This window comes from Flagellimonas algicida (assembly GCF_049629585.1).
In the GTDB taxonomy this organism is placed as follows: domain Bacteria; phylum Bacteroidota; class Bacteroidia; order Flavobacteriales; family Flavobacteriaceae; genus Flagellimonas.
In genome coordinates this window covers 1,010,076-1,022,340 of the sequence record NZ_JBMYIX010000001.1, presented here as the reverse complement: position 1 = coordinate 1,022,340, position 12,265 = coordinate 1,010,076, and the positions used below count along the sequence as shown (strand labels likewise).

Here is a 12,265-nt window from a genome sequence, read left to right as displayed (position 1 = left end):
ATGGTCTATCGGAGAAACATTGTTATTTTTGTAGTTGATAATCGAACGAATAATTATCTCTAAGCATTTACTATGAATCAATATGATGTGGCCATTATTGGCTCTGGACCTGGAGGCTATGTAGCGGCAATCCGTTGTGCCCAATTGGGAATGAAAACTGCAATAATTGAAAAATATGCCACCCTGGGGGGAACCTGCCTAAATGTAGGTTGTATCCCATCCAAAGCCCTTTTGGATTCCTCGCATCATTACGAAGATGCCGTAAAACATTTTGAAGAGCACGGAATTGATATTCCTGGAGAGATAAAGGTAAACCTGGAGCAGATGATCGCCCGTAAACAGGGTGTTGTTGACCAGACCACCAAAGGAATCCAATTCTTGATGGATAAAAACAAGATTGATGTTTATGAAGGTTTGGGCAGTTTTAAGGATGCCACCCACATTAATATTGATAAAACCGATGGCAAAAAAGAGACCATCGAAGCAAAGCATACCATTATTGCCACAGGCTCCAAGCCATCTTCGCTGCCTTTCATCAAAATTGATAAAGAGCGAGTCATTACGTCAACAGAGGCATTGAAACTGAAAGAGGTGCCCAAGCATATGATCGTCATTGGAGGTGGGGTCATTGGACTGGAGCTGGGACAAGTGTACAAACGTCTTGGTGCCGAAGTGACCGTAGTGGAGTTCATGGACCGCATTATCCCCGGAATGGATGGGGCGCTTTCCAAAGAGTTGATGAAGGTGATGAAGAAGCAAAAGGTGAAGTTCAACTTATCCCACAAAGTAAAGTCGGTGGAGCGCAAAGGCGATGAGGTCATTGTGAAAGCCGATGATAAAAAAGGACAGGAGGTCACCTTCACGGGGGATTATTGCTTGGTCTGTGTGGGAAGAAGACCGTATACGGACGGATTGAATGTTGAAGCTGCTGGAGTGAAGTTGGATGACCGCGGTAGAGTGGAGGTGAACGACCACCTTCAGACCAATGTATCCAATATTTACGCTATTGGGGATGTGATTCGTGGTGCTATGTTGGCCCATAAGGCCGAAGAAGAAGGAACTTTGGTGGCGGAATTGTTGGCAGGTCAAAAACCACATATCGACTATAACCTGATTCCCGGAGTAGTATACACTTGGCCAGAAGTTGCCGCGGTGGGTAAAACCGAAGAACAGCTCAAGGAAGCTGGTGTGGAATATAAAGTGGGTCAATTCCCCATGCGTGCCTTGGGCCGTGCCCGTGCCAGTATGGATATTGATGGATTTGTAAAGATCTTGGCCGATAAAAAGACCGATGAGGTCCTTGGTGTGCACATGATCGGTGCCCGAAGTGCGGATTTGATCACTGAAGGGGTCACGGCCATGGAATTCAGGGCATCTGCCGAAGACATTGCCCGTATGAGCCATGCCCACCCAACCTTCGCAGAAGCCGTTAAGGAAGCTGCCTTGGCCGCCACGGACGACAGGGCCATACATGTTTAAAGTATAGTATTAGCCCTTGGCTGTATGAAATTTTGCCCAAAGGGTCATCGAGTTAAATCGCTGACGTTTTGGGCTTTTTTAGCCCCTAACGGTACGTAGAAATCTGCGCAATACCAATCGCGCACGGATGGAAAGTTCCCTCAACAGGGGAATTGAAGCTTCCTTTACCTCAATGGCTTGACGCTTTATGGAAGCCAAAGCCCAAGCAATCTGCGATTTTATCTCCGCTTCATGTCGGTTGTATTTCAAGGCCAAATAGGTACAGACCACCATAAAGAGAATGGCCCCGGGAATCACTATCTGTGGGGTTAGGGAGTGGTTAAAGAAGCGATAAAGCCCCAATCCGGTAAAACTACCGTAGAGAATAATAAAGTGGATTACATAAATGGACAATGTACTGGCGCCTATGTTCAAAATGGTACGGTTGGTCAAGAATTTCCGTAGGAGCATGAACACGGCAAAAACGATAAAGACATTCCCAAGCCTAATGAAGAGGTAGTTGTTCAAGGGAATCAATCCAAAAAACTCCCATCCCGTAAATGCATATAGGAATGCAAAGGCACTGGATGAATGATAGATCAACAAATACCCCACCACCGTTGCCAAAGGAATTCCCACCGTGTACAAGTGTTTAAAATTTTTGAATCGGGTGAAGAGTACCGAGATAAATCCACCCAAGGCGGTATAGCCCAACCAAGGGATTATCGTGAATACGGACCCATTGGCCTTGGTGAAATAGTTGGCCAAGGCATTGGGCAAAAAGGAAAACGACCACTGTTTGTATACCGGCTCAAAGAGGAACAACACCAGCGTGATGCCTAAGAGAAGTGTTGGGAAAAGATATGGTTTTCGCTTACTTGTGATGAGATAAATCCCTATCAAAACAAGAATGGAAAGGCCAATGCAGTGCAATACATCCACCAGATAGAAAGCGTTGTACACCTGTCCTTTGAAGAGCCCGAAAAGGTTCAAACGGAGTAAATAGCCAATCAATAAAAGCTGCAATCCACGACGAATACCTTTGGATACCCTAGGGTTTTCAAATCCTTTCTGCGGCACCCGAATCAGCAAATAGGTGAAAATAAATCCGGAAACCGTAAAGAAGACCGGCGCGGTGATGCCCCTAAAGTACAGCCAGATATTGAACGCAGCGTTTCCAGTATCCCTATAAATAGGGTCCATTAGCCCATCAATGAAATGCCCTTGGAGCATCATAAGGATGGCCCACGCCCGCATGGCATCAATAAAATACAATCTGTTGGTCTGTGCGTTCATTTGCTTTTGGCTACCCTATATACTTGTTTAGCAGCGGGTTTGGATGCTTTCCGGGGCAAAATTATACAAAATACTCGCATCTGTTCCCCAATTGGGGTATTTTAGCGAAACAATCAAACATTTCTTGTAATGGCTGAAATTTTGGCACTCGCCGGAAGCAATTCTTCAACTTCCATCAATTTTAAATTGGTTCAATATACCACTTCATTGGTACAAGACCATGATATTCAGGAACTCAACATGGCCCAGCATCCATTTCCCATGTTCAGTGAGGATCTTGAAAAACAAGAAGGATATCCCGATACCTTGGTAGACTTGAAAGATAAAATCCAAAAAGTGCAGGGGTTGGTCCTTTCCGTGAACGAGCATAATGGAAATCCTTCGGCCTATTTTAAGAATGTACTGGATTGGCTGTCCCGGATAGATCGTAAATTTTTGGAAGGCACAAAAGTTTTTCTCATGTCAACTTCGGGAGGTAAACGAGGGGGTATAGGTTCTTTGGGCATTACCGAAAATATGCTGCCTAGATTTGGTGCAGAGATTGTATCCACCTTCTCCCTGCCTTCGTTCCATGAGAATTTTAAGGATGGGAGTATTGCGGACAGCGATTTGAAAGAGAATCACCAAAAGGCTTTGCACACTTTTCTACAAACACTTCAATAGACATCCCTTGCGAAAGCGGCAAACCTATACCATCACCGATCCTTCCCTGGTCAAAGAAGCTTTGTTGGACTGGTCGGGCAATTATGAAAAGGTTGTTTGGCTGGACGATAATGGACATCGTAATGAATACCATTCCTATGATGCGGCGTTGGCCCTGTCGAGACAGACGGGTAAGTCAAAGATTATTGATTCACTCGGTGTATTGAAAAGTTCCATTGCGGAAATGCAGGATTGGCTGTTTGGATATTTTTCCTATGACCTTAAAAACGAACTAGAAGATCTACAATCCCATAATTATGATGGATTGGGTTTTCCTGACTTACATTTTTTTCAGCCTGAAAAGGTCATATTGCTCCAGGGGAAAGAGTTGACGTTTCTGTATTTGGAACATTGTGCCGAGGAGATGGAAAATGACGTTGGGGAACTCTTGTCCAATAAGGGATTGTCCGAACAAAGAAAGAGCCCTTCAATCCCCATTCGGATTAAAATGCGTATCCACAAGGATGCCTATTTTGAAAAGGCCAACCGTTTTTTGGAGCATATCCATCGTGGGGATATTTATGAGGCCAATTTCTGTCAAGAGTTTTATGCCGAAGACGGCGCTGTGGATCCTATGGAAACCTACAAGCGGCTGAATGCCATTTCCCAACCTCCTTTTGCATGTTTTATGCGATTGGATGAGAAATATCTACTGTGTGCCTCCCCGGAGCGCTATTTAAAAAAGATGGGGCAGACGGTTATTTCACAACCCATCAAAGGAACAGCTCCAAGAAGTCAAAACAAGGCGGAAGATGAAAGGTTGAAGCAACAACTTGCCCAAGATGAAAAGGAGCGGGCCGAGAACATCATGATCACGGATCTGGTACGCAATGACCTGTCTAAAAGCGCATTGAAGGGGAGTGTGGTGGTTCAGGAACTTTGCAAGGTATACCCTTACAAACAAGTGCACCAGATGATTTCCACGGTGATCGCTACCGTTCCAAAAGACAAAAACCCGGTAGAGCTTATTGAAGAGACCTTTCCCATGGGCAGCATGACAGGCGCTCCAAAGATTTCGGCCATGAAGATCATTGAGGAGTTGGAAGAGACCAAAAGAGGTCTGTACAGTGGTGCGGTAGGCTATTTTGATCCCAATGGGGATTTCGATTTTAACGTGGTGATCCGCAGTATCCTGTACAATGCCACAAACAAATATGTGTCCTATTCGGTAGGGAGTGCCATTACGGCAAAGTCGGACCCCGAAAAGGAATATCAGGAGTGTTTGCTAAAGGCCAAGGCCATGCGCAGCGTTTTGGAAACGGACTGATCTTTATTGCTATTTTTGTGGCATGCTGAAACAGTTCGCCGAACATATCAATTCCAATCTCCCTTTCCTAAAGGAAAAATCCCTTTTATTGGCTTGTAGTGGGGGAGTGGACAGTGTGGTATTGACCCACTTATGTGTCGCATCTGGGTTGAAGGTGACCTTGGCCCATTGCAACTTTCAATTAAGGGGGGATGAAAGCGATGGAGATGAGGCTTTTGTCCGGAATCTGGCCCAAAAATCAGGTGTTGGAGTGATGGTCAAATCTTTTGACACGGAGAAATATGCAGAAGCGCATAGAGGTTCCATTCAAATGGCGGCAAGGGAGTTGCGCTACCAATGGTTCAAGGAGCTTTTGGGCTCTACGGAATTTGATTTTGTACTGACAGCCCACCATGCCGACGACGATTTGGAGACTTTCTTGATCAATCTATCCCGTGGAACAGGTATTGAGGGGCTTTCAGGGATACCCATCCAGAATGAAAAAGTAATTCGACCCTTGTTGAATTTTTCAAGACAGGAAATTTTGTCCTATGCCAAGGACAATGCCTTGGAATGGCGGGAAGATAGTAGCAATTCGGAGAGCAAATACCTTCGCAATAAAATCCGGTTGGATATTGTACCCCAACTCAAAACATTGCATCCGACTTTTTTGGAAAACTTCAAGAGGACCCAATCCCATTTGGAGCAGACCCAAGCCTTGGTACGGCATCACGTGGAAGAAATCAGAAAAAAACTGTTTGAAAGTCAAGGGGATATCATTAAGATAAGCGTGGAGAAGTTGCAAGCACTGAAACCCACAGCCGGGTATCTATACGAACTCTTCCAAGGGTATGGCTTTACGGAATGGAATGATGTGGAAGGCTTGTTGCACGCCATGAGCGGCAAGCAAGTGTTGTCCAAAACCCATAGACTGGTAAAGGATCGTACCCATTTGATCTTGTCCCCAATCGAGACTGGATTGGAGGAAGTGTTTTGGGTTTCGGATGATGTCAAGGAACTGGAAATCCCCATCAACCTTAGTTTGCAAAACGTTAAAACGGTTGAAAATACGGGGCGAAATGTCATCTATTTGGATAAGGAAAAGTTAAACTTCCCGTTACAATTAAGGAATTGGGAAAAAGGCGACTATTTTTATCCCTACGGAATGAAAGGGAAGAAAAAGCTGTCCAAGTTCTTCAAGGATGAAAAAGTGGATGTCATTTCCAAGGAAAGGCAATGGTTGTTGTGTTCAGATGATGCCATTGTTTGGGTAGTGGGACGAAGGGCGGATGAACGGTTTAAGGTTGAGGATTCAACCCAAGAAATTTTAAAGATCACACTGGTTTCATGAAGTATTTTTTACTCGTATTTGGATTTCTATTCGCCAACCTACACATTGCTGCACAAACTGATGCTGACCCGGCTCTTTGGAGCTATGAAGTGAACAAACTATCGGATACGGAGTACGAGTTGGTCTTTAAGGGTGTCATCATGGACGGGTGGCACGTTTATTCCCAATACACCGCCGAAGGGGGATCACTACCCAGTGAATTTACCTTTGAGAAGGTCGGGGAGGACTATGAATTGATTGGCGAGACCACGGAAAGTGAGACCATCCAGGAATACAGTGATATTTTTGAAGTGGAGGAGACCTTTTTCAAGGAAGAGGCCATTTTCACACAAAAAATCAAACTGCTCAATCCAGAGGTACGGCAAATCACCGTGAATCTCTTTTACCAAATCTGCAAGGAAGTCTGCATCCCCAAAGATGCTTTTTTTCAGATTTCCTTGGACGGCAATGCGTTTGCCGAAACCCAAAAGGAGTTGGATGAACGCAGCTTGGCCTTGGGAGAATCCCTGCGATTGGATTTGAAGAACAAAGCACTGTTGAACCAAGGTGGTCTTGGGGGCTCCGAAGGGAAATCCAATCTATGGATGATTTTTGGTCTGGGCTTTTTGGGAGGGCTTATTGCCTTGCTTACGCCCTGTGTTTTTCCCATGATTCCATTGACGGTATCATTCTTCACCAAACAATCGCAGCAAAAGTCCAAAGGAGTGGCCAATGCGATTTTGTACGGATTTTTTATTGTCCTGATTTATTTCTTGTTGAGTTTGCCTTTCCATCTGTTCAGTTCGGTAGATTCACAAATACTGAACACCATTGCCACTAATATTTGGCTTAATGTAGCCTTCTTTGTCATTTTTGTGGTCTTTGCCTTTTCGTTCTTTGGATATTACGAACTCACCTTGCCCAGTTCTTGGGCCAACAAGATGGATTCCGCCTCATCTAAAGTAGGAGGGGGCTTGGGTATATTTTTTATGGCCTTGACCTTGGCCATTGTCTCCTTTTCATGTACCGGGCCTATTTTGGGCGGACTCTTGGGAAGTACCACCTTGGCCGAAGGCGATGTGGCCACCAATCTGACCATGGGTATGGTGGGATTTGGTCTGGCACTGGCGTTGCCCTTTGCCTTCTTTGCCCTTTTTCCCGCCTGGTTGAACTCCTTGCCCAAATCAGGCGGATGGATGACCACCGTAAAAGTGGTTTTGGGCTTCTTGGAACTGGCCTTGGCCTTTAAGTTCCTGTCCAATGCCGATTTGGTGGGGAACTGGGGTATCTTCAAAAGGGAAATCTTCTTGGGGATTTGGATTGTACTGTTTGTGCTGATGACGCTTTACCTTTTCGGACTGCTTCGCTTTCCGCATGACGGCCCCAAACAAAAGCTCTCCCCGACCCGAAAGTTTTTTGGCGTGATAGGATTGGTGTTTTCGGTGTATTTGGTATTGGGAATACTCAATGTGACCCCTTTGAAACTGTTGAGCGGATTCCCGCCCCCCGATTTTTATAGTGTGGTGGAAACCGAGAGCGATTGCCCATTGGGATTGGATTGCTTCAAGGATTTTGACGAAGGTGTTGCCTATGCCAAAGAGGTGAACAAACCTATTTTGCTCGATTTTACCGGTTGGGCCTGTGTCAATTGCAGGAAAATGGAAGAAAATGTCTGGAGTGACGCCAGCATTTATCCTTTGTTAAAGGAAGAATACGTACTCATATCCCTTTACGTGGATGACAGAAAGGAACTTCCAGATTCGGAAAAGTTTGATTTTCAGTATGATAGTGGTCGAATAAAGGCCATAGAGACCGTGGGGCAAAAGTGGGGCACGTTCCAGACCATCAACTTCAATGCGGCATCACAACCCTATTATGTACTGCTTTCCCCCAATTTGGAAATACTCAATGATGCAGTCCAATATGTTGATGTGGAGACTTATGAAAAATGGCTCAGGTCCGGTCTGGAAAAGCATCAACTTTCCATCAATAAATAACATTTATTTTCTGTTGATTTTTAATGCATTCAAGAAAATAAACTTACCTTAGAAAGCTAATCAACGTAACCAAAATTCCATGAAAAGGATAAAAAAGGTACTCTGGGCATTGGCAGCTTTGCTATTGCTCATTATGGTAGGAGCACTGATTTTTGTCAACACCCTTAAACCGGATTATTCAGGTGAAAAGACCTTGCCAGGATTGGAGAATAAGGTCAATGTCTTTTATGACACCTATGGGATTCCCCATATCTATGCCGAGAATGAAGTGGATGCAATCAAAGCCTTGGGATACGTACATGCCCAGGACCGGCTTTGGCAGATGGAATTGTTGCGTAGGGTGGCCAAAGGAAGACTTTCCGAGGTTTTTGGACCTGATTTGGTAAAGACGGACAAGTTCTTTCTCTCTTTGGGAATTGATGAGTATTCGGCCCAAACGGTAGCCAATCTCAACATGAAGAGTGACATGGTGGTACTTTCAAGAGCCTATCTGGATGGAATCAATGAGTTCATAAAAAAGGGACCGACGCCTGTAGAGTTTTACCTCACCGGATTGGAAAAGGAGCCTTTTGTTTTGGAAGATATTTATGATGCCGTGGGGTATATGGCCTTTAGTTTTGCCATGGCCCATAAAACGGATCCGTTGTTGAGTAGTTTACGCGATAAGTTGGGGGAGGAATATATGCGTGACTTGGCTATAGATTCCGATACTTCCACCGTATGGATTAAAAACTATCCCAAAATGTCCATGGATTCCTTGGGTACGGATATCACCAATAGTGTCACCCAAGCTTTGGAAAAGCTGCCCATACCCCAGTTTATTGGAAGTAACAGTTGGGTAATATCGCCCGAAAAAACAAAAAACGGCAAGGTTATCTTTGCCAATGACCCCCATATTGGCTTTGCACAGCCTTCGGTATGGTACGAGGCCCATGTGAGTACACCCAACTACGAAAAATATGGCTACCATTTGGCTGGTGTGCCATTCCCATTGTTGGCCCATGATCGAAACCTGGCCTATGGAATGACCATGTTTGAAAATGATGATATTGATTTCTATTACGAGGAAATGCATCCGTCCGATAGTACAAAATATAAAGTGGCATCAGGGTATAAGGACTTTGAATATGTAACCAAGACCATCAAAGTAAAAGATGGGGAAGATATATCCTTCACCTATAAAAAGACACACCACGGTCCGGTATTGAATGGTATTGCCGATCAAATTTCCCAAGAAACTCCAGTTTCTATGTCCTGGATCTACACTAAACCAAAAAATGAGGTCATGGATGCCTTACATGGCATTAGCCATGCGACCAATATGGAGGAATTTAAAAGTGCCCTTCCCAAAATACACGCCCCCGGACTCAATATTATGTATGGGGATGCCCAGGGCAATGTGGCTTGGTGGGCCACGGCCAGACTATACCAAATGCCGGATAGCCTGTCCACCAAATTTATTCTCAACGGAGCTTCGGGAAAAGAAGAGCCTTTGCGCTATTTGGATTTTGAAGAAAACCCAAGTGCCGTGAATCCACCTTGGCATTATGTGTATTCGGCCAACAATCAACCAGATTCCATTGCTGGGATGGTCTATCCGGGGTATTATTTGCCCGAGAATAGGGGCAAACGTATTGTGGAGCTCTTGGAGCCCAAAGATGATTGGGACAAGGAGTCCGCATCGGAAATGATTTTGGACGTAACCTCATCGGTCAATCCGTCTTTGATCACGGAACTCATTAAGATGTTCGATGTGACCACACTCACCAATGAACAGCTGGTACAGGTAGATTCGCTAAAAAATTGGAACGGACGTTATTCCTTGAACAGTACAAGTCCAACTTTATATCACCGATGTGAGTATTACACGGTAAAGAACACCATGGAGGATGAGATGGGAACTGAGTTGTTCAACAAGTTTTTGGCCACACACCTTTTTAAACGACAGATTGCGTGGGGGGCCAATATGGCCGAAGGCAAATGGTGGGACAATGTACATACCAAGGATGTGGTGGAAACCCGAAGGGACATTGTATTAAAATCTTTTGCTGATGCCTGGACCTCTTTGGTGGTGGATTTTGGCCCCGACCCTAGTCAATGGACGTGGGATAAGGTACATACCTTGGAACATCCGCACCCCATTGGACAGGTAGAATCGTTACGGAAATACTTCAATGTAGGGCCATTCCCTGTAGAGGGCAGCCGTGAGGTCATCAACAATATGGGATTCCCCTATGACAGTACAGGGCTTTATAAGGTCAACTCAGGACCTTCGACCCGACGCATCATAGACTTTTCAGATGTGGAGAACAGCATCAGTATATTGCCAACGGGACAATCTGGGAATCCGTTCAGCAAACATTACAAGGACCAAGCGGAGATGTATGTGAAAGGAAAGTTCCGTAAAATGATGATGAACCAACAAGAAATTGAAAATACGGCAGAATCCGTGCTTATTTTCAACAAGGAATAACCCAGAAAACCAATGCCCTTTCTCCCATCCGTTGGTTCTGGATGGGGTTACGTCAACTCAAAACCCGGTATCCGTCAAACGGGAGCATATGGTTGGTTAAAATCATTTACTTTTTGGGCTCATTTAAGAATAGTCCCAAATGCTCATAAAAGTTTACGGAAGTGCCGTTTTTGGTATAGAAGCCACCACCATCACAGTTGAAGTAAATATAGATAAAGGAGTGGGGTACCATCTCGTGGGCCTTCCAGACAATGCCATCAAGGAGAGTAATTACCGTATAGCCGCGGCACTGCAAAACATTGGCTATAAAATCCCCGGGAAGAAGATCACCATCAATATGGCTCCTGCCGATATGCGAAAAGAAGGGTCTGCCTATGACCTTACCTTGGCCTTGGGGATACTGGCGGCTTCCGATCAGATCAAGTCAAACGGAATTGAGCAGTACTTGATCATGGGCGAACTTTCATTGGATGGTGGCCTTCAACCGATCAAAGGGGCCCTTCCCATTGCCATAAAGGCTCAAGAGGAAGGGTATACAGGATTTATCCTTCCCAAAGAGAATGCCGCTGAAGCGGCCGTGGTAAGTGGATTGAAGGTATATGGAGTTGGGAACATCAAGGAGGTCATTGATCATTTTGATTCAGGAATTCCATTACAACCGACCCATGTGGATACCCAAAAGGAGTTTTATGAACGTCTGGACCAGCCTGAGTTCGATTTTTCGGATGTAAAGGGACAGGAAAGTATAAAACGATGCATGGAAATCGCTGCAGCAGGTGGGCACAATATCATTTTGATCGGACCACCAGGGGCAGGAAAGACCATGTTGGCCAAGCGGCTTCCTTCCATATTGCCACCCATGACCTTGAACGAAGCTTTGGAAACCACAAAGATCCACAGTGTAGTGGGTAAAGTGAGAAACCAAGGACTCATGGGCCGGAGACCGTTTAGAAGTCCGCACCATACCATTAGCAGTGCGGCCTTGGTGGGTGGTGGGAGTTACCCACAGCCCGGTGAAATTTCATTGGCACACAACGGAGTCCTGTTTTTGGATGAACTCCCTGAGTTTGAACGTAGGGTGTTGGAAGTAATGCGGCAACCCATGGAGGATAGGGAAGTGACTATTGCCAGGGCCCAATATACCGTGACCTACCCCAGTAGTTTTATGTTGGTGGCCAGTATGAACCCCAGTCCCGGAGGGTACTTTAACGACCCAGATGCCCCTGTGACCTCATCCCCAGCGGAGATGCAGCGGTATTTGGGTAGAATTTCCGGTCCTCTGTTGGATAGGATAGATATCCATATTGAAGTGACCCCGGTTCCTTTTGAGAAGTTGTCGGAAAATAGAAAAGGGGAAGATAGCATTACCGTTAGAAAACGGGTGATGGAAGCTAGAAAAATACAGAATGGGCGGTTTTTGGAAATAGGAAATCTGCATTATAATGCCCAAATGGGAACCAAGCAGATCGCAAAATTCTGTGTACTTGGGGACGCATCAAAAGAATTGCTAAAAAACGCCATGAAACGGTTGAACCTTTCAGCACGTGCCTACGATAGGATTTTAAAAGTGGCCCGGACCATTGCGGATTTGGACAATGCTGAAAGCATCCGGGAATCCCACATATCCGAAGCCATTCAATACAGAAGCTTGGACCGGGAAGGTTGGCTGGGTTGATTTATTTGATGAATAGATAGGGCCATAAGAACTTCATAATCAAAATGATAAAAAAAATAGAAAAAAGCGGTAAAAGTGTAAAAAATAC

Annotated in this window: 8 protein-coding genes; 7 read left to right on the top strand and 1 reads right to left on the bottom strand. The window is 45.0% G+C overall.

What is annotated here, in order from left to right; genetic code table 11:
• Nucleotides 1-72 precede the first annotated feature (72 nt).
• Nucleotides 73-1,479: a dihydrolipoyl dehydrogenase gene (gene lpdA / locus ACPD8L_RS04525; protein WP_423942237.1), complete on the top strand. Its 1,407-nt coding sequence runs from the start codon at nucleotides 73-75 to the stop codon at nucleotides 1,477-1,479.
• Nucleotides 1,480-1,557: 78 nt separating this feature from the next.
• Here the strand turns inward: lpdA and ACPD8L_RS04520 are convergent, their stop codons facing one another.
• Complete coding sequence (locus tag ACPD8L_RS04520) at nucleotides 1,558-2,754, bottom strand: acyltransferase family protein (protein WP_423942234.1); 1,197 nt, start codon at nucleotides 2,752-2,754, stop codon at nucleotides 1,558-1,560.
• A 129-nt stretch (nucleotides 2,755-2,883) separates the two neighbouring features.
• Between ACPD8L_RS04520 and ACPD8L_RS04515 the strand changes: the two genes are divergently transcribed.
• From ACPD8L_RS04515 to ACPD8L_RS04490, 6 genes are all read left to right on the top strand, one after another.
• Nucleotides 2,884-3,417 carry an NADPH-dependent FMN reductase gene (locus tag ACPD8L_RS04515; RefSeq protein WP_423942232.1) on the top strand — a complete coding sequence of 178 codons (534 nt, stop codon included), beginning with the start codon at nucleotides 2,884-2,886 and terminating at the stop codon, nucleotides 3,415-3,417.
• Nucleotides 3,418-3,424: 7 nt separating this feature from the next.
• Entirely contained in the window at nucleotides 3,425-4,723 is a 1,299-nt protein-coding gene (locus tag ACPD8L_RS04510; RefSeq protein ID WP_423942230.1) for an anthranilate synthase component I family protein, read from the top strand.
• A gap of 22 nt (nucleotides 4,724-4,745) precedes the next feature.
• Nucleotides 4,746-6,053: a tRNA lysidine(34) synthetase TilS gene (tilS, locus tag ACPD8L_RS04505; RefSeq protein ID WP_423942228.1), complete on the top strand. Its 1,308-nt coding sequence runs from the start codon at nucleotides 4,746-4,748 to the stop codon at nucleotides 6,051-6,053.
• A complete protein-coding gene (locus ACPD8L_RS04500; protein ID WP_423942225.1) occupies nucleotides 6,050-8,029 on the top strand; it encodes a protein-disulfide reductase DsbD family protein in 1,980 nt (659 codons plus the stop codon). Before tilS ends, ACPD8L_RS04500 begins: the two co-directional genes overlap by 4 nt.
• 79 nt (nucleotides 8,030-8,108) lie before the next feature.
• Nucleotides 8,109-10,502, top strand: coding sequence for a penicillin acylase family protein (locus ACPD8L_RS04495; RefSeq protein WP_423942222.1), 2,394 nt, complete (start codon nucleotides 8,109-8,111; stop codon nucleotides 10,500-10,502).
• 139 nt (nucleotides 10,503-10,641) lie between these two features.
• Nucleotides 10,642-12,177 (top strand): YifB family Mg chelatase-like AAA ATPase, encoded by a 1,536-nt coding sequence (locus ACPD8L_RS04490; protein ID WP_423942219.1) that lies wholly within the window; start codon nucleotides 10,642-10,644, stop codon nucleotides 12,175-12,177.
• The last annotated feature ends 88 nt before the right edge of the window (nucleotides 12,178-12,265 follow it).

Coding starts and splice junctions, on each gene's coding strand:
- lpdA (WP_423942237.1), top strand. CDS start 73: ATGAATCAATATGATGTGGCCATTATTGGCTCTGGACCTGGAGGCTAT.
- ACPD8L_RS04520 (WP_423942234.1), bottom strand. CDS start 2,754: ATGAACGCACAGACCAACAGATTGTATTTTATTGATGCCATGCGGGCG.
- ACPD8L_RS04515 (WP_423942232.1), top strand. CDS start 2,884: ATGGCTGAAATTTTGGCACTCGCCGGAAGCAATTCTTCAACTTCCATC.
- tilS (WP_423942228.1), top strand. CDS start 4,746: ATGCTGAAACAGTTCGCCGAACATATCAATTCCAATCTCCCTTTCCTA.
- ACPD8L_RS04500 (WP_423942225.1), top strand. CDS start 6,050: ATGAAGTATTTTTTACTCGTATTTGGATTTCTATTCGCCAACCTACAC.
- ACPD8L_RS04495 (WP_423942222.1), top strand. CDS start 8,109: ATGAAAAGGATAAAAAAGGTACTCTGGGCATTGGCAGCTTTGCTATTG.
- ACPD8L_RS04490 (WP_423942219.1), top strand. CDS start 10,642: ATGCTCATAAAAGTTTACGGAAGTGCCGTTTTTGGTATAGAAGCCACC.